The sequence below is a fragment of the Enterobacter chuandaensis genome (genome assembly GCF_039718975.1).
Classification (GTDB): domain Bacteria; phylum Pseudomonadota; class Gammaproteobacteria; order Enterobacterales; family Enterobacteriaceae; genus Enterobacter; species Enterobacter chuandaensis.
Genome location: NZ_CP097173.1, coordinates 1,216,163 through 1,238,782, shown reverse-complemented (window position 1 = coordinate 1,238,782; position 22,620 = coordinate 1,216,163). Strand labels below are relative to the sequence as shown.

The following is a 22,620-nucleotide window of genomic DNA, read 5'->3' as shown; positions in this document are numbered from 1 at the left end:
CATGAATACGTCTGTTGTTTCACCGGGCCGCGCAGGCCTGATATTGCTGTTAACCGGCCAGATGCTGCCGCTGATTGATACCTCCATCACCAACGTGGCGCTGGATTCCATCACCCACTCACTGCATGCCAGCGCCACCGAGCTGGAACTGATTGTCGCCCTCTACGGCGTGGCCTTCGCCGTCTGTCTGGCGCTCGGCAGTAAGCTGGGGGATAACTTCGGTCGTCGCCGCCTGTTTATGTGGGGCGTAGCGAGTTTTGGTCTGGCCTCGCTGCTGTGCGGCATGGCGGGCAACATTGAGCAACTGCTGGCGGCGCGCATCGTTCAGGGCGCGGGGGCTGCGCTCATCATGCCGCAGATCCTTGCCACGCTGCACGTCACGTTAAAAGGGACCGCTCATGCGAAAGCCATTAGCCTGTTCGGCGGCATCGGCGGAATTGCGTTTATCGTCGGCCAGATGGGCGGCGGCTGGCTGGTATCGGCGGATATCGCCGGGCTGGGCTGGCGTAACGCCTTCTTTATTAACGTGCCGATTTGTCTGATGGTGCTGGCGCTGAGCCGTCGCTACGTACCGGAAACCCGCCGCGATACCCCGTCACGTATCGACTGGACCGGCACCGTGCTGCTGGCGATTGTTCTCTGCTTCCTGCTGTTCCCGATGGCGCTCGGCCCGCAGTGGCACTGGTCGTGGCCGCTGAAGGCCGCGCTGGTGGCCATTATTCCACTGGCATATTTAATGGTGCTGAACGCGCGCAAAAAAGAACGTGAAGATGCGCACCCGCTGATCCCGCCGCGTCTGATGCAGCTCAACAGCATCCGTTTTGGCGTGCTGATCGCGATGCTCTTTTTCAGCGTCTGGTCCGGGTTTATGTTCTGCATGGCGCTGACAATGCAGACCGGCCTGGGGATGGCGCCGTGGCAGTCCGGGAACAGCTTTATCGCCCTGGGCGTGGCCTACTTTATTTCCGCGTGGTTCGCGCCGCGCCTGATTGCCCGCTACAGCACCAGCACCATTCTGCTGACGGGACTGGCGATCCAGATTATCGGCCTGCTGGCGCTCATCGCGACGTTCCGGATTTGGGGCGTGTACAACACCGCGCTGACGCTGGCCCCGGCGACCGGGCTGGTCGGTTACGGGCAGGCGCTGATTGTGAACAGCTTCTACCGCATAGGGATGCGCGATATTCAGCCTGATGACGCGGGAGCCGCGAGCGCCATTCTCAGCACGCTGCAGCAGGCCGCGCTGGGGCTTGGCCCCGCCATTTTCGGCGCGATTTTGCTGCACGGGCTGCAAAATTATCATGGGGATTATACGCAGGCGATCAACCTCTTCCTGGCGGTGGAAACGGGCCTGATGGTTATTCTGGCGCTGGCGACGCTGCGCATGCGTCATCGTCTCTGCCTGCCGGTAGTGAAGGTCTGTGAGACCGCCAAATAACCCTGTGAATTTGCATAATAGATCCGCAGCCGCCATTATGGGGCTGCATCAATACAGGAGACGTTATGCAGGAATTAATTGCTCAGGTTGAAGAGTTAGGGATTGAAATTAATCACACCACCTCTTTAGTGATTATCTTTGGTATTATTTTTCTTACTGCCCTCATCGTTCATTTTATTCTTCACAAAGTAGTGCTTCGCGCGTTCGAGAAACGCGCGCAGGCCAGCAGCCATTTATGGCTGCAGATCATTACCCAGAATAAGTTATTTCACCGTCTGGCCTTTACCCTGCAGGGGATAATCGTCAACGTTCAGGCGGTTCTGTGGCTGCAAAAAGGCAGTGAAGCCGCGGAAATGCTCACCACCTGCGCGAAGCTGTGGGTGATGGTGTATGCCCTGCTCTCCTTCTTCTCGCTGCTGGACGTGATTTTCAATCTGTCGCAGAAAATGGCCACCGCGTCGCAGCTGCCGCTGAAGGGGATCTTCCAGGGCATCAAGCTGGTGAGCGCCATTCTGGTAGGGATTTTGATTATCTCCCTGCTGATCGGCCAGTCCCCGGCGATTCTCATAAGCGGTCTGGGCGCCATGGCCGCCGTGCTGATGCTGGTCTTTAAAGACCCGATACTCGGGCTGGTGGCGGGGATTCAGCTTTCCGCCAACGATATGCTCAAGCTCGGCGACTGGCTGGAGATGCCAAAATACGGCGCTAACGGTACGGTGACGGACATCGGCCTGACCACCGTGAAGGTGCGCAACTTCGATAACACCATCACCACCATCCCGACGTGGGCGCTGGTCTCCGACGCCTTTATCAACTGGAGCGGGATGTCTGCCTCCGGCGGGCGACGCATTAAGCGCAGCCTGAATATCGACACCACCAGCATTCATTTTCTCGACGAGCAGGAGCAGCAGAAGCTGATCCAGGCGAAGCTGCTGAAGCCTTATCTGGCCGCCCGACATGAGGAAATTAACCTGTGGAACCAGCAGAACGGTGAGGGAGAATCGGTATTAAACCTGCGCAAGATGACCAATATTGGCACCTTCCGCGCCTACCTGAATGAATATTTGCGCAACCACCCGCGCATTCGCAAGGATATGACGTTAATGGTGCGCCAGCTCGCGCCGGATGCCAACGGGCTGCCGATTGAAATATACGCCTTCACCAACACGGTGATCTGGGCGGAATATGAAGAAATACAGGCGGATATTTTCGACCATATTTTTGCGGTGGTGGATGAATTTGGTCTGCGTATTCACCAGTCGCCAACCGGGAACGATATTCGCTCCCTGGCGGGCGTTATCGCAAAATAATCAGGCGCTGGCGCGGGAAATAAAGCGCCAGTCCATCATGACCCTTTCCGTGGGCGCATCCGGGTTGTCGATCTTATTTAACAGCAAATCGACCGCCTTGCGCCCGATATCCCACGACGGCTGCTCAATGGTGGTCAGTGAAATCATGTCCGCCAGTTCGGTGCCGTCAAAACCGACAACCGCAATATCCTCCGGCACGCGTAGCCCGGCCTGCTGAATGGCGCGCAGCGCGCCCGCCGCCAGGGTATCGGAAACGGCAAATACCGCGTCCGGTGGATTCTCTTTCAGTAGATTTTGCATCGCGACCATCCCGGCGCGCGAGCTGAGATCGCTCGCGTATTCCACCGCCTGATACTCCAGACCCTTCAGGTGGATCACGCTCTTGTAGCCGCGCTCGCGCAGACGGGCATATTTGTAGCTGAGATCGTGGTTGATCATCGCGATGCGTTTGTGGCCGCCGTCGGCCAGCTGGCTGACCGCGTGTTGTGAAGCGTCCACATCATTGATGCCAACGCAGGAGACCGCGCCCGCATCGGCGTATTCGGCGCACTGCACCCACGGCGCGTTGCCAATTAGCGCGGCCAGTTCCGGCAGCTTCGAGAAGGCGTCCATGGTGATAATGCCGTCGACGATTTTGCCGGAGAGCAGGCTCAAGCCCGAGCGGGAGCGCTCGATATCCGATCCGGAGTTGCAGAGCAGAATGCGGTAGCCGTTTTTCTCGGCCTCTTCTTCAATGCCCTTCACCACCTCGGCGCAGAACGGGTTGGCGATGTTCGACACCATCACCAGGATCATATAGCTGCGGGCGGTGCGCAGCTGACGGGCCAACAGGTTCGGCTGGTAGTTGCTCTCCTGGATCGCCTGCAGGACGCGTTCGCGGTTTTTCGCCTTCACGGTGTCGCTGTTGTTGAGCACGCGGGAAACCGTCGCCACGGAGACCCCGGCAAGCTGAGCGATTTTCTGAATTGACATAGCGACGACACATCCTGCGGTTAGCGTTTTATGCAGGCTACCATAAAATGGTTGCCCGGCGAACCGGGCAACGCGTCATTGCGCCACGCGCACCCAGCGCTGCTGCTGATGGCTTTTCACTATCGCATCAATGATATACATCACGTTTGCGCCGTTGTGAAACGTTGCAAACTGCGGCGCCTCCGGCATCGCGCCCGCCTGCACGGCGCGGTAGAACTGCGCCATCATATTTTTGAAGGCATCCGGCCAGCCTTCAATATGCCCGCCGGGGAAGTGGGCGCTGTCGGCCACGTCAGGGTTCATCAGCCCCGGATCGTCGGTGAGCGTCTGGTTGGCCTGTGCGCGATGGCCGATCCACAGCTGCTGCGGATTCTCCTGATCCCACGCCACTGACCGCTCGCTGCCGTTGATCTCAAACATCAGGCGGTTTTTACGCCCGGCGCTCACCTGCGAGACGCTAAAGCTGCCTTTACTGCCGTCGTCAAAGCGGAACAATACCGAGCCGAAGTCCTCGGTAGTAACCGGTTTGTCTTCATACTCCGCCTGCTCGTCGTGGGAGAAGGTTTGATTCCCGCCCTTGCTGGCCCTGCGCGTCGGCCAAACGATGGCGAGATCCGCCATCACCTCGGTAATGCGCCGCCCGGTGACGAACTGCACCGTGTCACACCAGTGGGAGCCGATATCCGCCACCGCGCGCGATGCGCCGCCCAGCGCGGCATCCACCCGCCAGTTGTAGTCGGTTTCCAGCAGCATCCAGTCCTGCAGGTAGCTGCCGTGCGAGGCGAACAGCCGCCCGACGCTGCCCGCACGCATCATACTCGCCGCCTGGCGCACCATCGCAAACTGGCGATAGACAAAGCTGACGCCGTGTACCACGCCCGCCTGCTCCGCCAGCGCCACCAGCTCGCGCGCCTCGCCCGGGGTCATGCACAGCGGCTTTTCGGAAAAGACGTGCTTGCCCGCGCGCAGGATCTGGCGGTTAATCTCCGCGTGCAGGTGGTTCGGCGTGCAGTTGTGCACCACGTGCAGATCGGGGTGCGCCAGCAGTTCCTCGACGCTGCCGTAGGCATGGGGCACATTCAAGGCTCGCGCCTTTTCCTGCGCCTGAGCCAGCGTGCCGTCGCAGAGCGCCACAACCTGCACAAAACCGAGACGCCGCAGCGCCTCGATATGCGCCGGGCCGATAAACCCGCTGCCGATAACCCCGACGTTAATCATGCTTGCCTCCAGCAGCGAAATCATCAAACGCGCGTCCGGAAACCGGAATGATGTGGCGGCGGATAAATTCGCTGCCTTCCCGCGCGCCGGTTTCGCCGTCCTTCAGGCAGCACTCCCACTCCAGCACCGCCCAGCCGTCATAGTCGTACTGGGTCAGCTTGCTGAAAATGCCCTTAAAGTCGATCTGCCCGTCGCCGAGCGAACGGAAGCGACCGGCGCGGTTGATCCACGGCTGGTAGCCGCCGTAGACACCGCTGCGCCCGCTGGAGCGGAACTCCGCATCCTTCACGTGAAACGCCTTGATGCGCGCGTGGTAGATGTCGATAAAGGTCAGGTAGTCCATCTGCTGCAGCAGCATATGGCTCGGATCAAAGAGAATGTTGCAGCGCGGATGGTTATCCACCAGCGCCAGAAAACGCTCGAAGGTCACGCCGTCGTGCAGATCTTCCCCCGGATGCAGCTCAAAGCAGACGTCCACGCCCTGCTCGTCGAAGGTATCCAGAATCGGCCGCCAGCGGGTTGCCAATTCCTTGAATGCATCCTGAAAACGCTGCTCATTGTGCGGCGGCCACGGGTAGAAAAACGGCCAGGCCAGCGAGCCGGAGAAGGTGGCGTGCGCTTTCAGGCCTAATCTGGCCGAGGCAACCGCCGCCTGCTTCAGCTTTTCCGTCGCCCACGCCCGGCGGGCCGCATCATTACCGCGCACGGACGCGGGCGCGAAGTGGTCAAACGCGTCGCTGTAGGCCGGGTTTACCGCCACGAGTTGCCCTTCCAGATGGGTCGACAGTTCGCTGATGACCAGCCCGTGCGCGGCCAGCCTGGCGGCGATGTCATCGCAGTAGCTCTGGCTCTCCGCCGCTTTCTCCACATCAAAAATATGCGGATGGTTGCAGGGGAGCTGCACCGCTTTGTAACCCTTTGCAGCCGCCCATCCTGCCAGCCCGTCGAGGCTGTTAAACGGCGCTTCTGCGCCAATAAACTGCGAGAGAAAAATGCCGGGCCCTTTTATCGTCCTCATACCACCTCCTGAACATTACGCCTTGTCATCGTCATACTTAAACGTGAGAAGGAAAATTAGCGCGATCGCCGCGGCAGCCACCGCCGGGATCCACCAGAATGTCACCCACGCCTGCGGCACGGTCTGCCCGGCCACCAGGCGGTTATAAAGCGCGCCGGAAATCTGCGAGCCGAGCAGCATGCCGATGCCGTAGGTGAACATCACAATCATGCTCTGCGCCTGGCCTTTCACCTTTTCGCCCGCCACGCGGTCGGTGTAGATAAAGCCGACAACAAAGAAGAAATCGTAGCAGACGCCGTGGAGCAGAATGCCGAGGTATAGCAGGATGCGCCCCTCCTCGCTCACGCCCAGTGCGAACATGGCGTAACGCACAAACCACGCCAGCATGCCGATCAGCAGCATGACCTTCACGCCCAGACGGCGGAACAGCAGCGGAATGACCAGCATGAAGAAGATTTCCGACATCTGCCCGAACGACATGGCGGTACTGACGTCGGCAATTCCGGCATCCGCCAGATACGAGGCGGTGTAGGCGTAGTAGGTGCCGAGCGGAACGGAGATCAGCATCGCGCAGACGGAGAAGACGAAAAAGTGGCGGGTTTTGAGCAGCGCAAAGGCATCCGCGCAGAAGAGATCGCGCACCTTCACCGGCAGGCCTTTCGCCGGGGCAGGCGTGTGCGGCAACGTCAGGCTGTAAAGCGCCAGCAGCACGGAGCTTATCGCCGCCACCTGGAAGATGGTGACGCTGGACGCCACGCCGGTGACGCCGATGAAAATGCCCGCCACGATCCAGCCGATGGTGCCGAACACGCGTACTACCGGGAAGGTTTTATCCACGTTCGCCAGGCTGTGGAACGCGATGTTATTGGTCAGCGCCAGCGTCGGCATGTAGCAGAGCGTGTAGCCAAACAGCAGGCCAATCAGCAGCGCGCCGTTTTCGGCAATCAGCGCCCCCGGCACAAACCAGAGGATGGCCGCGCCCGCCAGGTGCATCACCGCCATCACCTTCTGCGAGGCGAAGAAGCGGTCCACCAGCATCCCGAGCACGAACGGCGAGAGAATGGAGGCAATTGGGCCAGCGGAGAACGCATCGCCAATCAGCAGAGACATGTTGTGCTGGGTCATCACCAGGCCGAGCGTAACCGACCAGCTACCCCAGATAAAAAACTGCAGAAACATCATCAGCGACAGACGCGGCACCAGCAGCCGATGCTGCGCTATGGCCTTTTCACTACTTTCAGTTGACACCATGATAAGCCTCACCCGGAAAAAGTAATCGATTACAAAACAGTTCAAATGAAAAGTAATCGATTACAAATTAAAGATCCTGTGGATCGAAACAGATTTGGGAGGGGGGTCACGATAAAGATCGCTGTATGACAAAACGAGGCGTTTTGGTTGTCGATATAGCCAATAGGCTATAAAATGATACCGCGAGGAAGCTACAGGAGAAACGATGTGGAATGTCGAGACAACGGACAGATTTGACGAATGGTTCTTTGAACAAACAACAGCATTAAAAGAAGATGTGCTGGCGACAAAACCGGTTGCAACCAAACACGGTTTTATAACGAAATGATCTCGCTGGCTGACGTTGAGTACAGCAGACATCTGGCGGATAAGGAGGCCATATGGCAACGCTAAACGAACTCATGGCACAACAGAGCGCGGAAAGTCAGGAGCGTATTGCGGCTAAAGTTGAAGTGATGCGCAGAATTGTTGCCCTGAGCCAGCTGCGGGAAGAGCTCAATGTTTCACAGACAGAGCTGGCCGAGGCTATGGGGGTAAAACAACCTACTGTGGCAAAAATCGAACAACCGGGAAACGATCCCCGGCTTTCAACGCTCAAGCGCTATGTCAGCGCGCTCGGCGGTGAAATGAGCATTGATGTGACGTTACCGAATGGGAAACGGATCGCGTTTCAGATTTGATACTGCAGGTGGCTGCTTCGCCTGACCGGGCGTGAAGGCAGGTGCGGTCTGGTGCCCTCACCCCGGCCCTCTCCCACAGGGAGAGGGAGAAAACCGCGCTACTTTTTGCGCGAGAGCTTAAATGCGATAAACAGGAACACCACCCACACCGGCAGCAGCATCGCCGAGAGACGCATCTCCTCCATGGTGCACATCAGCACCAGAATCAGCCCCAGGAACGCAATACAGATATAGTTCCCCGCCGGGTAGAGCAGCGCTTTGAACTGCGTCTCGCGTCCCTTGCGGCGCATCGCCGCGCGAAAGCGCAGGTGAGCCAGGCAGATCATGATCCAGTTCAGCAGCAGCGTGGCGACAACCAGCGCCATCAGCAGGCCAAACGCCTCCTTCGGCAGCAAATAGTTAATCAGTACCACCAGCGAGGTGATTGCGCCGGAAAGGAACAGCGAGTTAACCGGCACGCCGCGACGGCTGACGCGGGTAAGGAACTTCGGCGCGTTGCCCTGCACGGAGAGGCCAAACAGCATGCGGCTGTTAGAGTAAACCCCGCTGTTATAAACCGACAGCGAGGCCACGAGGATGACAAAGTTCAGCGCCGAAGCGACCACGTTACTGTTCAGATCGTGGAAAATCATCACGAACGGGCTGCTGTCGGACTTCACTTCCACCCACGGGTAGAGCGCCAGCAGTACCACCAGCGAGCCGATATAGAACAGCAGGATACGGTACACCACCTGGTTGACCGCTTTCGGTATGCTTTTGTGCGGGTCGCGCGCTTCAGCAGCGGTAATGCCAATCAGCTCCAGCCCGCCGAAGGAGAACATGATCACCGCCAGCGACAGGATCAGCCCTTTCCAGCCGGTCGCCAGGAAGCCGCCGTGCTGCCACAGGTTGTCGATAGTGGCCCGCTCGCCGCCGTGGCCGGAGAACAGCAGCCACAGACCAAAGCCGATCATGCCGATAATCGCCAGCACTTTAATCAGCGCAAACCAGAACTCAGTTTCACCGTAAAGACGCACGTTGACGAGGTTAACGGCGTTAATGATGATGAAGAAGGCCGCCGCCCAGATCCACGTCGGCACGTCCGGGAGCCAGTACTGCATATAGATGCCTGCGGCGGTCAGCTCTGCCATCCCCACCAGCACGAACATCACCCAGTAGTTCCAGCCAGAAAGGAAGCCTGCGAACGGACCCCAGTATTTATAGGCAAAGTGTGCGAAGGAGCCTGACACCGGCTCTTCAACGACCATCTCGCCGAGCTGGCGCATGATCAGGAAGGCGATAATCCCCGCGATCGCGTAACCCAGCAGAACCGCCGGACCGGCCATCTGAATGGCGGGGCCGATACCGAGAAACAGCCCGGTACCGATCGCGCCGCCGAGGGCAATTAACTGAATATGTCGATTTTGCAAACCACGTTGCAGCGTCGGATTCTGATCCGACGTGGCTTCAGCGCTACCATGGCCTGAAGCGGATGACGCGTCTTTCACGCCCTACCCCTGTCTCTTTTTTAGAAGGGGCACGTTTTAACACTTCATGCTGGTGGTAGCAAGCTTAACGCCGGGCCAGCGCGTGCGCCCGGCGGATAAACGTTACGACCCGATGATGCCGCCGTCCGCTTTGGTAATCACCACCGTTGACGAACGCGGGCGTCCGTTCGGGCTGGCGTCCGGCCAGTTGGAGACGGCGCGCGGATTGGCCGGGTCGGTAATATCATCCCCGCCCTCCCCCGGATGCTGTATGTTGATAAACAGCGTCCGGTTGTCCGGCGTAAACGCAATGCCGGTGATTTCGCATCCGCGCGGCCCGGTCAGGAACCGGCGATACTCGTTGGTGCCCGGAATGGTGGCCACCATCTGATTATTACCCATCCCCTCGTACGCTTTCTTATTGATGGTGCTGGAGGAGACGTCGGTCTGGATCCACAGGACGCCCTGGTGATCGAACGACAACCCATCCGGGCTGCCGAATGCCGCGCCCTGCATGGAGCCTTTGGCCTTCGGATCGTCGCCGTCAGTGCGCCCGGCCATCACCAGAATATCCCACTTAAAGCGTGCAGCGGCAGGATCGGCGCCGTCTTCGTGCCAGTGCATAATATGACCAAACACGTTGTTGGCGCGCGGGTTGGCGGCATCCACCGGCGCTTTTCCCTCTTTACCGCGATCGCTGTTGTTGGTGAGCGTACAGTAGACGCTGCCGCTGGCGTGCGGATCGACGGCAATCCACTCGGGGCGATCCATCTTCGTTGCCCCCACCGCGTCGGCCGCCAGGCGGGTTTTAATCAGCAGATCGCCCTGGCTTTCAAAGCCGTTGCTTTTATCCAGACCGTTTTGCCCGAAGATCAGCGGCAGCCAGTCGCCGCTACCGTCCTCGTTGAACCTGGCGACGTACAGCGTGCCGGAGGTCAGCAGCTGCATATTGGCTTCACGGTTCGCGGGATCGTATTTTTTATCCGAGACGAACTTATAGATGTACTCAAACTTCTGGTCGTCACCCATATAGACCACCACGCGGTTATCGGCCGCGAGCGTGACGGCCGCCCCCTCATGCTTGAAGCGGCCCAGCGCGGTGTGCTTGCGCGGCGTGGAGGTCGGGTTGTACGGATCAATTTCCACGACCCAGCCGAAACGGTTGGGTTCATTAGGGGTTTTATCGACGCTGAACCGCTCATCCACCTCGTTCCAGCGGTAGGATTCATCGCTGTCGCTGATGCCGTAGCGTTTTTCCAGCGGGTTGCGATCGGCTTTTTTGACAAAAATATCCGACCAGTTCTCCTCGCAGGTGAGATAGGTGCCCCACGGCGTATGGCCGTTAGCGCAGTTTTGCATAGTGCCCAGCACGCGCTCCCCTTTCGGGTCGGCGGCGGTTTTCATTAAGTCCTGATGCCGCGCAGGGCCGGTAAGCTGCATCGGCGTATTGACGGTGATGCGGCGGGCATAGGAGGACGGGCGTACCACCTGCCAGTCGCTGCCGGTTTTTTTCACTTCCACCACCGACACGCCCATCGCGTTCTGCCCCTTGCGGGCCTTGTCGAGGCTCCAGTTCGCCGTCCCGTCGGTAAACAGCATTCCGTTGTCGATGTATTCATGGTTCAGCGCCAGCAGGCCATGCTCCGGGTTGTGCGCCCCCTGCGGCAGGCTAAACCACGCCATCCCGTCGTGGTGCATGCCCGCCTGCACGGCCTGTTCGTCCGTGGTGTTGCTGGCGTCCGGCTTAAAGGCCGGCATGTTGTTTTTGATCCCCGTCGGGTCACCCCAGCGATAGAACGGGCGGGCAATATAGCCTTCCGGCACCCTGACCGTATCTTCCGTGGAGACGTCAATGCTGGTAAAGCCCAGGGAAACCGCCTTTGCCAGCGCGGAAGGCTTCGATACTGCGGCAACGGCATTTTCGGGTTTGATCAAAAAGGGGAATGAAACGGCAGCCCCCGCCACGGCGCCCATCTGGAGAAAACGGCGGCGGGAGAGGAACACCTCTGCAACCTGGGAGAAAACCGGGTTGGCGCTGCGGTTAGTAATGTCGTCGCGATGTTCTTTTTTAAATACGGATTTGAGGGGTCTGCCCATAGCGGCTTCCTGTCATTGGCCAAGAGGTAAAGAGTTGGCGACCAGTGTAAGAAGCTTTTATTACAATTTTATAACACAGTGACGGAAGGATGGGGGCATCCGTGCCCCGGATAACGAGGTGGAACGCTTAGAACTCGTAGCCAACCGAGACCTTAAAGGTACGCGGTTCGCCCTGAGTGATGTAGGTACCGGAGTCGTCCACGCTGGCCCAGTAGTTCTCATTGGTCACGTTGTCGATGCCCGCGCGCACGGTCATCTGGTTTGCGTTGTGGTTCACCGCGAAGCGATAGCGCATGCCCAGATCCAGCGTGGTGTAGCTGTCGAGCTTTTTGGTGTTCGCCAGGTCAGCATACTGCGTGCCGGAGTGGTTCACGCGCGCGGTCGCCGTCAGGCCTTCAACCGGCTTGATGTCGTACTCCGCGCCCAGCACGGCGTAGAAGTTCGGAATGCCGATCGCATCGTTGCCCTGGTTCACGCCGTTTTTAGTTTTGGTCAGCTCCGCCTGCAGCCAGGTGGCGCTGGCGTTCAGACGCATCCCGAGCATCGGCTCGCCGAAGACGTTCAGCTCCACGCCACGGTTACGCTGCTCCGCATCCAGGCCGTAGTGATTGTTAGCATCGAGGATCGCCGACGGCATTTTGATCTCAAACAGCGCCAGCGAGCCGCCCACGCGCCCGAAGTCCGCCTTCACGCCCACTTCGTTCTGCTTAGAGTGAACGATGCCGGTGCTCTGCCCGTAGTTGGTGGCGGTGTTAGGTGCGGTTTTGCCCGGCTGCAGCGCTTCGGTGTGGTTGGCGTAGAGGGAAATTTCCTCCCACGGTTTGTAGACCACGCCATAGGTTGGCATCCAGCGGCTGCCGTCGAAACCATCCGCGTCGTTCTCTGCGCCGGTAATTTTGTTATACCCGCGAACGACCACTTTCTGATGGCGCGCGCCTGCGGTGAACAGCAATTTGTCGTCCAGCACGCCCAGCGTGTCGCTCAGCAGCCAGCCCTGGGTGCGGGTGCGCCCGCTGGTCAGCGGATCGCTGTATTTACCGCCGGAGCCGTTGAGGTTGGTGCTGTCCGGCATATCGACGCCGGTGTTGTGGTAGATGTTGGTGATCGGGTTATCCTTCGTCGCCGACATTTTCCACGCGATTTTTTCGTTTTTGGTCATTGCGGAGTACCCGACGTTCACCTTGTGCGAGATGAAGCCGGTGTTGAAGTTACCGCGAATGCCCGCCATGCCGCTGACGGAATCGCTGATACGGTTGGTATCAAGACGGCTGACTACCGCATTACCGCTTTTATCCATCAGCTTCGGCGCGCTGTAGATCCCTTCTTCGTGCGCGTGCTGCGCGCCCAGTCCGGTATACGCCGTCCAGCTATCGGTGATGTCGTACTCGCTGCGCCACATCCCGAACTCGTTTTCGATGTCGCTGTAGGCCCACTTCTGCGAGAAATTCCGATCGTTCTTCGGCGGTTCAGGCACAAAATCCACCGCCGAGATGTTGACGCTGGTCGGGCTGCCGTGGAAGGTTTTTTTCTGATAACCGAGGTCCAGTGAGGTGCGGAAGCGGTCGCCTTTATAGTCCAGACCGGTGGAGAGCAGCGTGGTGCGGCGGCGGTCGTTCGGTACGCCGGTTTCCCCTTCACGATGCACGAGGTTCACGCGCGCGCCAAACTGGTCGCTATCGCCAAAGCGACGGCCCGCATCCAGCGTGGTGCCAATCTGGGAGTCCGAGGTGTAGTCCACGCCCACTTTCGCCTGCGGGGTGTCGCCCGCGTGTTTCGGCTCAAGGTTGATCATCCCGCCCACGCCGGAGCTTGCCGCGCCGTTCATCAGCGAGTTGGCGCCTTTGAAGATCTCGATGCGGTCGACCATCTGGGCATCCACCACCTGACGCGGCAGTACGCCGGACAGGCCGCCAAAGGTCATGTCGTCACCGTCAAACTTCAGGCCGCGAATGCGGAAGGTTTCCGCGCTGTTGCCGTACCCCTGAACGAACTGCACGCCCGCGTCGTTGGCGACTACGTCGGCAATGGTTTTCGCCTGCTGATCTTCCACCAGCTTCGAGGTGTAGCTGATGATGTTGAACGGCACGTCCATGGCGTTCTGCTGGCCGAGCATCCCCATACGCCCGCCGTTCGCCACCTGTCCGTCAAGGAAGGCCGGTACCAACTGGTCGCCACCGGGTTTGAAGTCGCTGGCAGGTGCTGACTGCACAACGATGGTGTCTTCTTTTTTTTCTTCCGCCGCGTAAACGGAATGTGTCGCCGCGCCAACGGCAAGCGCCAGCAGCGTTTTGTGCATGATGGTGTTGTTCATAGTTAACTCATTTTAAAGTGCGCGCAAAAATAGCCCGTTGTCGGGCCTTAGAATGTATTGGGTGCAATGCAAATGAGAACTATACGCATTATCTATGCTTTGGCAAGCGCAAATGAGTGAGTGATAAGGGGGGTCGCCTTCGTCATTATCGCTTAGATAATTTTAACCGGCAGCGTCTCCAGCGTGCGGAGAATCAGGCTTCGATTCGACCATTTCGCGACTCCGTCCAGAGAGATCGTCCCGCGTTCGCTTAAGGCCATCGCCAGCGTTTCAGCCTGACACTGCGCCAGCAGTTGTCCAATACACTGGTGTACACCGGCTCCAAATCCCAGCTGTCGCTGTGCGTTCCTGCGGCCGGGAATAAAGCGCCCCGCCTCTTCAAAGACGCTTTCATCCCGATTCGCCGAACCGAGGCATAACAAGATGTTATCCCCGGTTTTAAGTTCGCGCCCCAGAAACTGCACGGGAGACACAACCCTTCGCCTGCCCATCTGCAGCGGAGACTCAAAGCACATGGTTTCACTGACGATCTCTTTCATCCGAAGAGTATTATTTCTGACGCTTTCCTGTAATTCAGGATGCTGTGCCAGCATATACACCAGGTTTCCGGTTAACGCTTCGCTGGTTTCACTGCCGCCGATAAGCATCGTGACGCAGTCGGTGCTAAAGCGCGCGGCAAGCGCATCCCGATCGCCGCCATATCCTTTCAGAAGGCTGCGATAAAAAAGCGAGTCGTAACCCTGTCTGTGCGCCTGCGCGAGTTGTTGAAAACTGTCATCCAGACGGGAAAGCGCCACGATCAGCCGCTCAAGTCCCTCCCGATCGATGGCGCTGGGATCCAATAAGAGCCGGATGGCATTTTTTTCTTCTTCTACCACCTCCTGCTGCGCTTCCGGCAGGTTGAGCCAGGCGGTAAACAGTTTCCCCCAGAGCGGCGCAGCTATCTGGCGTATACCGTCAAAAGGGCCGGCGGCCGTTAAATCTGCCACCACTGAATGCGACTCCTCAGAAACAAGCCGGGTTAACGCCGCCCAGGATTCGCCGGTAAAAAGAGCCTGCAGCGCCTGACGGTGCGCGCGATGCACATTCCCGTCTTCAAACAGCACAATGCCGTACAGAACGCCCCGCAAAGGGGGAGACAGGCTGAAGCACTGTTTTTCCATTTCGGTATGAACATCCTCAGGTATGCCAGAAGAGACAAACGCCCGCTCTTTTAGCGCCTGATAAACATCCTGATAGCGGGTAAGCACCCACGTTTTACCGATTCTCGCCACCGGCTGGTGGTGTCGCATATGGTGATAGACGTTATGAAGATTTTCCTGAAAGACAGGTGAGGCGGGATTAAACCGAAGTGCTTTGTCGACATATGCCACAGGTGAACCCTCATTACAGGATTAATCACCTTTCAGTAAAGCAGGGATGTGTTTCAGTTCAAATATTTCAGAAAAGGGAAAGGCTAAATGGCACGCCCTGTAGGATTCGAACCTACGACCTACGGCTTAGAAGGCCGTTGCTCTATCCAACTGAGCTAAGGGCGCACTGAGAAGAGTGTACTTCGCGGTGGTGAAACGCGAAGAATTATACGGTCAATGACAGGTGAGTCAACGCCTTTTCCGTTTTCAGGGTCAATTACCGCTAGCCGATTGTAAATACGGCTATTTTCTCAGCATTTCTCGCCGTTTCACCGTAAAATTCAGCGCTGCGAAAAGGCTTAGTTGCATTTAAGTAACGCCTGCTGTTTTCCTGAGCGTCGGCCCGTCACACTAGCGTGAGGTTTCCCGGCCGCGTGAAGGCTGACAGTTAACAGGACAATGGAGTGACAGCGCAAAACCTGATCGATACGCCTTCCTGGTTAGACTATTTTTCGCAGGACATCGTCGGCATCAAACTCGAGCCTATCGTCGCCCTCTCCTCACAGCGTCAGGCGGGCGTGGAGGTGCTTAGCATCCTGTCCGCAACCCAGTGCAGCGAAGATTTTTTCCGCCACCAGTCCGCAGGCTGGTCAATGACGCTGCTCGACGCACAGCTTGCGGCATTAAAAAATACCCCGCACGGTAATAACCTTTTTATTAATCTGCCGATAACCGTCCTGACAGAGCCCGCGTCTTTTCAGCGGCTTATCGCTCTGAAAACCGGGCCGCTGAATATCGAACTGGTCGACTCCCCTGTTTTTCTGACGTTCCCTGCCGCACAAAAGCAGAGCGTTATTCAGAACCTGCTGCAACTTAAAGAACAGGGGCACCGTATTTGGCTGGATGACATTGACGAAATCGTCATGCAGCCGTTTTTATCCTGTCGATTACCGTTAAGCGGCATCAAAATTGATAAGAACGCTTTCTGGCGTTTGCGTGCCACGCCCGCGCTGAGGCAACTGGTTTCACATTGCTTTCAGCTGGCCGGGAAGGTGCTCATCGAAGGTATTGAGACTGAACGCGATCGTACCCTGGCGCTGCAGGCAGGCGCAGATCTCGGCCAGGGGTATTACTGGCCGTCCTGGACATGGCCGGAGGATTAAAACGCCATTTCCAGGAGGGAGACCATGCGAATGACAGTGCGCCGTTACCGGCGGCGGCGTACAGGAAGTGATGCACTGGGATTTACGCACTCGCCTTTTGCTCCCCCCTTTTTCGACCGACTCGAATTTTTGAGCCAGTCCATCAGCCAGCCTCGCAAAACTGACGCCCCGTTTATCATTCTGGTGACGGAGGATCATTACCTGCGCACCGGCTTTCTCAACGGGCAGTTTCCCCTGAGCAGCTGTTGCGACTACGCGACGCTGGAGGATGCGCTGAGCGCCCAGACACAATGGCCTTCGGCCCGTCTGGTGGTGGATGTTGAAAGCCGTACCACCGGGCTTCTGGAGAAACTGGACCAGCTGAGAAGGCATAGCCTGTATCCACCTTTCCTGACGCCGTGGCTGTTGGTCCGGGCAGATAATTATGACACCCGCCTCTTTTGCAAGGCGGCAGGTCCTTTCCACGTGCTCGAACGCCAGATCAACGCCGCAGGACTTCAGCACAGCCTGATGGACACCCGCCCCCCGCTGGGTTCCGAAAAAGAGTGGTTCTCCCGCAACGAATGGCCCATCCTCCAGGAGCTTGCCCGCGGCAGGACGTTACGTCAGATTGCCCTTCTGCACAATCGCCCCTATAGCCGCATTATCTACCGTCTCAGCTGCATTCTGCTGAAGCTTGGGCTGAGCCATCGCCAGGAATTGTTACACCTTCTTAATAACCTCTCAGACTGCCCGTTTTAATCGATGCCCTAACCCCTTATTTCCTAAAGCGCTTTAGGAATTTACTTACCTTTATTGTTAATATTTTGTTAAGTTTTAACAATAAAATCGAATTTATAACTATTCCTAATTTATGGGCTTGTACCACGCGAAATGTCACAGAATGAATAAACGGCAGCACTTTCCTCCATCCGTTAAGCGAATGCAGAAGGCGTTAACAAGATGATAATGATGTAAAAACAAGCAGCTTCACTTCACTCTCCTGGAGCGGAAAGCGAAGCAGATAGCATCTTCTCCTGTACGAGTATGGCGCGGCACGGTTACAGCCTGAGGTCTTTCAGATGAAGGCCAGGCAACCTGCGAGAGCAATTTTTCGCCTCCTGGCCCCGGATTCGGGCTGCAAAACAGCCCTCTCTTTTTTTAACAATTAAGCAACATAAAGAGACATCTGTTATTTTTTGTTATTACATAAAGATGAAAAGATGCGGTAAATGGGATAACAGGATATTTCAGCTAAATTTAAAAAGGTAGCCATTCAGATCCAGAAGATAATACAAACCAATAAGGGACGTATAATTTACAGGGTTTTCGGAAAAAACTTACTCTGTATAATAAGATGCGTACCAAATCTGAATAAGAAAAACCTTTTTGCCAACACCAGCCAAATGAGATGACCGCGCTGAGGCACCGTTCTTTTCATTACGTAAACAAGGATGCTTTCGCTCTTTCCAGGGAAATACTACGGTATAGGGATCTGCACTTTATATCCTTCCGGCATTTCGAGAGTTTTACAAAACTCTGCATAACGCTTTTAACAATCTGAGGCATTAAAAATGAAACCGGCATCCGTTATCATTATGGACGAACATCCTATCGTCAGAATGTCGATAGAAGTCCTGCTACAGAAAAATAAAAATATCACAGTCAAGCTTAAGTCTGGCGATAGCCATGAGGTTCTTGACTGTATTCGCAATCATCCTATTGATTTGGTGATCCTTGACATCGAACTCACGGGTACAGACGCCTTCTCTTTACTCAAGAGAATCAGAAACTTAAACAAAGATATTAAGGTTCTGTTCCTCTCATCTAAATCAGAGTTATTTTACGCGGGGCGTGCGATTCGCGCCGGAGCCAACGGCTTTGTCAGTAAGCGAAAAGATTTGGGTGAGATCTACAATGCCGTAGAGATGATCCTGATGGGCTATTCTTTTTTCCCGTCGGAAACGCTGAATTTTATAAACCACCTGGGTTCAGGAAAAGGGATGGCAGTGGATATGCCATTATCGAATCGCGAAGTCACGGTATTACGTTACCTGGCGAATGGATTATCCAATAAAGAGATTGCTGAACAGCTACTGTTAAGCAATAAGACCATTAGCGCGCACAAATCCAATATTTACTCCAAGCTGGGCGTACAAAGCATTGTTGAATTAATTGATTACGCCAAAGCACACGAGCTGCTATAACCTGAATTCACTCCCTGCAGTTTATCCGAGCTGCAGGGAGTGCGGTCAGTGCTAATTATAATTAATCATAAAAGTGGCATCCGCATCGGCCCGTCCGGGCTGAGGGTTATCGGCAGTGGCAATATAATTGGCATAGAACGACAGTACCGCATTCCCCTGCGCATCAACCGTGACCGGCTGGCTGGCCTGCTGCAGAGCCAGACGCGTTTTATCCGCATCCCTGATCTCCACAGCGACGTGGCTTGCCGTGCTGGCGTCATTCAGCGCCAGCAAGCCGCTATTGCTTCCGTCAGCTTTACCTGAAAACGTAATGGACGCCGCACCGGGCGGACAGCCGGTCAGCTTCAGCGTAAAGGGCATAGGCTGCGTGCGGCTCCCCGTGGTGTTGAGCTGCTTCGTGGGCCAGGTGCCCAGCGTGACCGTCTTGTCGCTGTCGCTGCCCTCTGCCACGCAGGTGAAATCGACAATATTGCCGTAGAGCCGTATGTTAATTTCGCCCAATGCGGTCTCCGCCCGAGCCTGAGTGCAAAGCGCAAGGAGCGCCACGGTGATAAAACGGATCCCGTTTCGCATATCGGCTCCTTAGTCGTAATCCACGCGCAGGTAGCCGCGCGAGGTGAAACGCCCTTCCGCTGGCTTATTGCCCGTCACGCTCACCGGCCAAACCCGGATCCCCACCTGCGCCTGCGCACTATCGTCGAGACGGAACGGGATTTTGCTCGTCAGGTTGTTAGGCGTGAGCGGTGCCCCGCTTTCGTTGGCAATGATGAACCCCACGTCCGGGTTATCCGAGACCAGCACATTATCAGAGACTTTTTCCGCCTCGACGCGCATCGTCAGCATGGCGTTTGCCTCCACATTAGTGCATTTAATCGCGATGGTTTTGCTCTGTGATGAGACCCCCTCCGGCTTGTTACCCACGCCCGCCTTGCTGAACAAAGAGGCGCCAATGTCGCCGAAATCAAACTCCACCACGTTACCGGCATTAATGGCACAGCTTTGCGGCACCTGAATGGTTCCGCTGTAGCTAATGGTATAGACCGGCGTGGTTAACGGATCGGATGAAGTCGTGGTGACGTAAACGCGGAACATGGTGGCACGCGGGATCACCACCATATTGATAAAACGCCGGGTCACTTTCAGGCGGAAGACCAGGCTGGAGTCCTGCACGCCAAACGGTTTGTTTTTGGAGACATTTGGGTGGCTCCCCATCTGGATATAGCTTTTTGGCGGATAGAACACCCCCGCATAGCTGTCGGTGATTTTCATGGCCCCGTCCAGATAGTCGTTAAGCTTCAGATACTGGTAGCCATCGCTGGTCCCTGTGATCGGGTAATCGGTCACATAGCTACGTTTGGTGGTATTCCCGACGGTGCCCTTCGGGCAGACGGCATTCACGCCCACCCACTGCGATTTTTCGCTGAGGGTGACAATCTGCCCGACCTGGTTATTCGAGCTGTTGAATTTATCCGTCAGGTCGTAATGCACTTCCGTCGGTACGCCCTTTTCGTTGACGCACACGGTGGCGAAAGCCTGTGTCGCGGGCAGGAATGCCAGAAGCGACAAAGCAAAGATATGGATTTTACTCACAGCGGATCCCCTTAAGTGTGATCGCCTGTTGCAGGCTCTGTTCAGGCAAGCTGTACGGCGCACGGCACTGGGACTGCGCCCCGTCGCCCCACTGGACCAGCAGTTCGCCCTCCAGCGGCAGCCCACTCAGGTAAATTTGCCCGTCATCCCCCACCATGCTGGTAACGCCGCTTTTGGTCTCACGCACCACCGCGCCGAACGGTACAGGCTGGTTACCACGCGTCACCGTCAGCAGGGCGCGCACGCCAATGCGGGTGTCAAAGCTGGCGCGGACCAGCGCGCCTTTGGTCGGCACCACGCTGCTCACGTTATTTTCGATATCGGTGTTGTTGCTCATGGTGTTGGTATCCAGCGCCACGCGGTTATAGCGGTAGACGGTGGCATACGGCATCACCGCGTAGCCTCGCCAGTCGGTCTTCACGCCGGTCTGGTTTTCCACGCTGACGCCCGAAGCCCCCGGCGCTTTGATCAGCACGTTGGTGTCGCCCAGCGGCTGGCTGAAGGTAACCCCGTCGGCGTGGCCGACCACCCCGCCGGAGAGCTGCCAGTTGAGATCGTGCTGATCGCGTGAGTAGTTGTAGCCCACGCCCAGCGTGCCGTAGGTCGCCTGCCAGTTGGCGCTTGCGCTTCCGCTTGAGCCATTGGTGCTGGCGTGTCCCTGGGTCACGCTGTAGTTCAGGTTGCGGTCCTCCAGCAGCGTGCCGCTGACGCCGGTTTGCCAGCTTGTGTCGCCATCGCTGTTTCGGCTGGCGGATGCGGTGGCATAGGCGCGGTCAATTGCACTGTCACGGCGATAGCCCTGACGGGTAAAGAGGCTGAACGGCACGGAGACGTTAAACGACGCGATCCGGTCGGTACCGTCTATCCCAACGGATTTGTTCCACGACCATGACAGGGAGTAATTGATCCCCTTCACGCCGCCCGCATAGCCCAGCTGATACCAGAGGTTCGTCTCGTCAGTTCCCCAGTAGGTCTGCTCGCTACCGGAGATATAGACCGAGCCGTAGTCACCGAGGGACTGAGAAACGTTAAGCTGAAAGCGGCCTTTTTTATTCCACGTCAGGTTGTGATAGCTCTGCACGTCAGGAACATCGTTATCGTCCTTGCTGTCGGCGTACTGATAGCCTTCCATTGAGCGCCAGGCTACGTCATCGAGGGTGTAAAAGCCTTTTGTGGAGTAGCGGTAGCCCAGCAGTTGAAAGTTGGTGCCAAATCCGTTCAGCGATTTTGCATAGAGAAAACGCAGCGACTGCCCTTCATGTTTGCTGTCGTCCGCGAGCTGGCTGCGGGCGTGGGTGATATCGACGGAGACCGCCCCCCAGTCACCGAGGTTTTTCCCGGCCCCGACGGCCACTGCGGTATAACGTGATGCCAGCTGCGTGCCGCCATACAGCGTAAAACCGTTGGCAAGACCGGTAATCAGGGTGCCCTGAGTGAAGAACGGCGTGTCCTGATCGCTGTTACCGCTGCGGTAATCCCCCGCCACCAGGTCATATTTCCAGCGTCCTTCACGCTGCAGGAGGGGCACCGTGGAGTACGGCACGGTGTAGCGCTGCTGGCTGCCGTCTTTCTCTTCGACCGTTACCTCCAGGTCACCGCTGGAAGAGGTCGGGTTAAGATCGGTGATGGCGAACGCGCCGGGCTGGACGTAGCTTTGATAGATAACGTAGCCGTTCTGGCGAACCACCACTTTGGCAGGCGTACGGGCAATACCGCGCACGGTCGGGGCGTAGCCCTGCAGGCTGTCCGGATACATGCTGTCGGACGAGAAGAGCCGCCCGCCGCGAAAACCGACGCTGTCGAAAACGTCGTTCCCGGTGTTGCTGTCGCCCAGCACCAGCTCACTTTTCAGCGGGATAACGGTGCGCTGCGCCCAGGTGCCAATATTCTGCCACTCGCTGCGCCGCTTCCCGTTATTTTGCGTGTAGCGCCATGCGCCGTTGTTACGTAAACGCCAGGCACCGTAGTTCAGCCCGCTCTGGAGGTTCAGATAATAGCTGTCGTCTTCGCTTCCCCGGTTGCCCGTAAAACTGTAGTTCACCAGCGCGGCGGGGATGCCTTCATCCCACTGCTCCGGCGGAATATAGCCGCGGGCGCTGTTCTGCATCGCCACCTGCGGCAGGCTGACGTTCAGACGCAGCGAGGCAAAGTTGAATGCCGTTTCGCTGCCGGGAATGGCCGTGGTCAACGGCACGCACGTTTCGCCCTGCACGTTAGCCAGCTCGGGAAATGCCGCAACGTTGACGCCAAAGCGATCGAGCATCGCGCGCGTAATGCACGGCGACAAACCGCCCGCCACCGGCGGCGTGTTCTCGGCCTGCTCAAAGCGCACATCCTGGGTGCCGATAAATTCATCGTTACGCCAGATATCCACACGATAAACGCCAGGTGCCTGCTGGTGTCCTTGTTCAAAGCGCGACAAATCCGCCACGCTGGCGGTGTCGTCGGACAAAAAGGCCGGGTTGAAATAGCTTTCGCTCCAGCCAGCCTGTGGCCAGAGCGCTGCCATCAGCGCCAGTGCAACCGGGCAGTAACGCCCCTGGTGGTTTTTCATCGCCCTGACTCTGC

Annotated in this window: 18 protein-coding genes and 1 tRNA gene; 7 read left to right on the top strand and 12 right to left on the bottom strand. The window is 57.2% G+C overall.

Annotation, left to right across the window (positions count from 1 at the left end; genetic code table 11):
- The first annotated feature begins 1 nt into the window (after position 1).
- Entirely contained in the window at positions 2 to 1,438 is a 1,437-nt protein-coding gene (locus tag MX657_RS05980; RefSeq protein ID WP_346807675.1) for an MFS transporter, read from the top strand.
- Positions 1,439 to 1,503: 65 nt separating this feature from the next.
- Entirely contained in the window at positions 1,504 to 2,748 is a 1,245-nt protein-coding gene (locus MX657_RS05975) for a mechanosensitive ion channel family protein (RefSeq protein ID WP_080327991.1), read from the top strand.
- Here the strand turns inward: MX657_RS05975 and MX657_RS05970 are convergent, their stop codons facing one another.
- From MX657_RS05970 to MX657_RS05955, 4 genes are all read right to left on the bottom strand, one after another.
- The gene (locus tag MX657_RS05970) at positions 2,749 to 3,720 is read right to left on the bottom strand and encodes a LacI family DNA-binding transcriptional regulator (RefSeq protein WP_346807672.1); all 972 of its coding nucleotides are present in this window, start codon (positions 3,718 to 3,720) and stop codon (positions 2,749 to 2,751) included.
- Between the two features lie 75 nt (positions 3,721 to 3,795).
- A complete protein-coding gene (locus MX657_RS05965) occupies positions 3,796 to 4,938 on the bottom strand; it encodes a Gfo/Idh/MocA family protein (RefSeq protein WP_346808529.1) in 1,143 nt (380 codons plus the stop codon).
- Complete coding sequence (locus MX657_RS05960; protein WP_346807670.1) at positions 4,931 to 5,956, bottom strand: sugar phosphate isomerase/epimerase family protein; 1,026 nt, start codon at positions 5,954 to 5,956, stop codon at positions 4,931 to 4,933. The genes MX657_RS05965 and MX657_RS05960 overlap by 8 nt, the downstream gene beginning before the upstream one ends.
- A 15-nt stretch (positions 5,957 to 5,971) precedes the next feature.
- Complete coding sequence (locus MX657_RS05955; protein ID WP_119915180.1) at positions 5,972 to 7,207, bottom strand: MFS transporter; 1,236 nt, start codon at positions 7,205 to 7,207, stop codon at positions 5,972 to 5,974.
- Between the two features lie 205 nt (positions 7,208 to 7,412).
- Between MX657_RS05955 and MX657_RS05950 the strand changes: the two genes are divergently transcribed.
- Positions 7,413 to 7,535 carry a hypothetical protein gene (locus MX657_RS05950; protein WP_429844641.1) on the top strand — a complete coding sequence of 41 codons (123 nt, stop codon included), beginning with the start codon at positions 7,413 to 7,415 and terminating at the stop codon, positions 7,533 to 7,535.
- Positions 7,536 to 7,587: 52 nt separating this feature from the next.
- Positions 7,588 to 7,887 carry a helix-turn-helix domain-containing protein gene (locus MX657_RS05945; protein ID WP_346807669.1) on the top strand — a complete coding sequence of 100 codons (300 nt, stop codon included), beginning with the start codon at positions 7,588 to 7,590 and terminating at the stop codon, positions 7,885 to 7,887.
- A 98-nt stretch (positions 7,888 to 7,985) separates the two neighbouring features.
- Here MX657_RS05945 and pheP read toward each other — a convergent pair whose 3' ends face one another.
- The 5 genes from pheP to MX657_RS05920 form a co-directional block, all read right to left on the bottom strand.
- Positions 7,986 to 9,374 carry a phenylalanine transporter gene (gene pheP, locus MX657_RS05940; protein ID WP_346807667.1) on the bottom strand — a complete coding sequence of 463 codons (1,389 nt, stop codon included), beginning with the start codon at positions 9,372 to 9,374 and terminating at the stop codon, positions 7,986 to 7,988.
- Between the two features lie 102 nt (positions 9,375 to 9,476).
- The gene (locus tag MX657_RS05935) at positions 9,477 to 11,450 is read right to left on the bottom strand and encodes a PhoX family protein (RefSeq protein WP_346807665.1); all 1,974 of its coding nucleotides are present in this window, start codon (positions 11,448 to 11,450) and stop codon (positions 9,477 to 9,479) included.
- A 127-nt stretch (positions 11,451 to 11,577) separates the two neighbouring features.
- Positions 11,578 to 13,761, bottom strand: coding sequence for a TonB-dependent receptor (locus MX657_RS05930; protein WP_346807663.1), 2,184 nt, complete (start codon positions 13,759 to 13,761; stop codon positions 11,578 to 11,580).
- 152 nt (positions 13,762 to 13,913) lie between these two features.
- Entirely contained in the window at positions 13,914 to 15,134 is a 1,221-nt protein-coding gene (locus MX657_RS05925; protein ID WP_346807662.1) for a cytochrome P450, read from the bottom strand.
- A gap of 88 nt (positions 15,135 to 15,222) precedes the next feature.
- Positions 15,223 to 15,299, bottom strand: a tRNA-Arg gene (locus tag MX657_RS05920).
- Positions 15,300 to 15,577: 278 nt separating this feature from the next.
- Here MX657_RS05920 and MX657_RS05915 point away from each other — a divergent pair.
- The 3 genes from MX657_RS05915 to fimZ all read left to right on the top strand — a co-directional run bounded on the left by MX657_RS05915 (position 15,578) and on the right by fimZ (position 18,462).
- A complete protein-coding gene (locus tag MX657_RS05915) occupies positions 15,578 to 16,276 on the top strand; it encodes an EAL domain-containing protein (RefSeq protein WP_346807660.1) in 699 nt (232 codons plus the stop codon).
- Between the two features lie 24 nt (positions 16,277 to 16,300).
- Positions 16,301 to 17,017, top strand: coding sequence for a helix-turn-helix transcriptional regulator (locus MX657_RS05910; protein WP_080328003.1), 717 nt, complete (start codon positions 16,301 to 16,303; stop codon positions 17,015 to 17,017).
- Between the two features lie 812 nt (positions 17,018 to 17,829).
- The gene (gene fimZ, locus MX657_RS05905) at positions 17,830 to 18,462 is read left to right on the top strand and encodes a fimbria biosynthesis transcriptional regulator FimZ (protein WP_045328457.1); all 633 of its coding nucleotides are present in this window, start codon (positions 17,830 to 17,832) and stop codon (positions 18,460 to 18,462) included.
- Positions 18,463 to 18,513: 51 nt separating this feature from the next.
- On the opposite strand, the gene sfmF is transcribed toward fimZ, so the two are convergent.
- From sfmF to MX657_RS05890, 3 genes are read right to left on the bottom strand one after another with little or no spacing between them, the layout of a single operon-like run.
- Entirely contained in the window at positions 18,514 to 19,035 is a 522-nt protein-coding gene (sfmF, locus tag MX657_RS05900; RefSeq protein WP_217480146.1) for a fimbria assembly protein, read from the bottom strand.
- A gap of 9 nt (positions 19,036 to 19,044) precedes the next feature.
- Positions 19,045 to 20,052, bottom strand: coding sequence for a type 1 fimbria D-mannose specific adhesin FimH (fimH, locus tag MX657_RS05895; RefSeq protein ID WP_080328005.1), 1,008 nt, complete (start codon positions 20,050 to 20,052; stop codon positions 19,045 to 19,047).
- Entirely contained in the window at positions 20,045 to 22,606 is a 2,562-nt protein-coding gene (locus MX657_RS05890) for a fimbrial biogenesis usher protein (RefSeq protein WP_119915189.1), read from the bottom strand. Before MX657_RS05890 ends, fimH begins: the two co-directional genes overlap by 8 nt.
- Positions 22,607 to 22,620 lie beyond the last annotated feature (14 nt).

What these genes read in the sequence shown, in the direction of transcription:
- MX657_RS05980 (WP_346807675.1), top strand. Translation starts at nt 2, where the DNA reads ATGAATACGTCTGTTGTTTCACCGGGCCGCGCAGGCCTGATATTGCTG.
- MX657_RS05975 (WP_080327991.1), top strand. Translation starts at nt 1,504, where the DNA reads ATGCAGGAATTAATTGCTCAGGTTGAAGAGTTAGGGATTGAAATTAAT.
- MX657_RS05970 (WP_346807672.1), bottom strand. Translation starts at nt 3,720, where the DNA reads ATGTCAATTCAGAAAATCGCTCAGCTTGCCGGGGTCTCCGTGGCGACG.
- MX657_RS05965 (WP_346808529.1), bottom strand. Translation starts at nt 4,938, where the DNA reads ATGATTAACGTCGGGGTTATCGGCAGCGGGTTTATCGGCCCGGCGCAT.
- MX657_RS05960 (WP_346807670.1), bottom strand. Translation starts at nt 5,956, where the DNA reads ATGAGGACGATAAAAGGGCCCGGCATTTTTCTCTCGCAGTTTATTGGC.
- MX657_RS05955 (WP_119915180.1), bottom strand. Translation starts at nt 7,207, where the DNA reads ATGGTGTCAACTGAAAGTAGTGAAAAGGCCATAGCGCAGCATCGGCTG.
- MX657_RS05950 (WP_429844641.1), top strand. Translation starts at nt 7,413, where the DNA reads ATGTGGAATGTCGAGACAACGGACAGATTTGACGAATGGTTCTTTGAA.
- MX657_RS05945 (WP_346807669.1), top strand. Translation starts at nt 7,588, where the DNA reads ATGGCAACGCTAAACGAACTCATGGCACAACAGAGCGCGGAAAGTCAG.
- MX657_RS05935 (WP_346807665.1), bottom strand. Translation starts at nt 11,450, where the DNA reads ATGGGCAGACCCCTCAAATCCGTATTTAAAAAAGAACATCGCGACGAC.
- MX657_RS05930 (WP_346807663.1), bottom strand. Translation starts at nt 13,761, where the DNA reads ATGAACAACACCATCATGCACAAAACGCTGCTGGCGCTTGCCGTTGGC.
- MX657_RS05910 (WP_080328003.1), top strand. Translation starts at nt 16,301, where the DNA reads ATGCGAATGACAGTGCGCCGTTACCGGCGGCGGCGTACAGGAAGTGAT.
- fimZ (WP_045328457.1), top strand. Translation starts at nt 17,830, where the DNA reads ATGAAACCGGCATCCGTTATCATTATGGACGAACATCCTATCGTCAGA.
- sfmF (WP_217480146.1), bottom strand. Translation starts at nt 19,035, where the DNA reads ATGCGAAACGGGATCCGTTTTATCACCGTGGCGCTCCTTGCGCTTTGC.
- MX657_RS05890 (WP_119915189.1), bottom strand. Translation starts at nt 22,606, where the DNA reads ATGAAAAACCACCAGGGGCGTTACTGCCCGGTTGCACTGGCGCTGATG.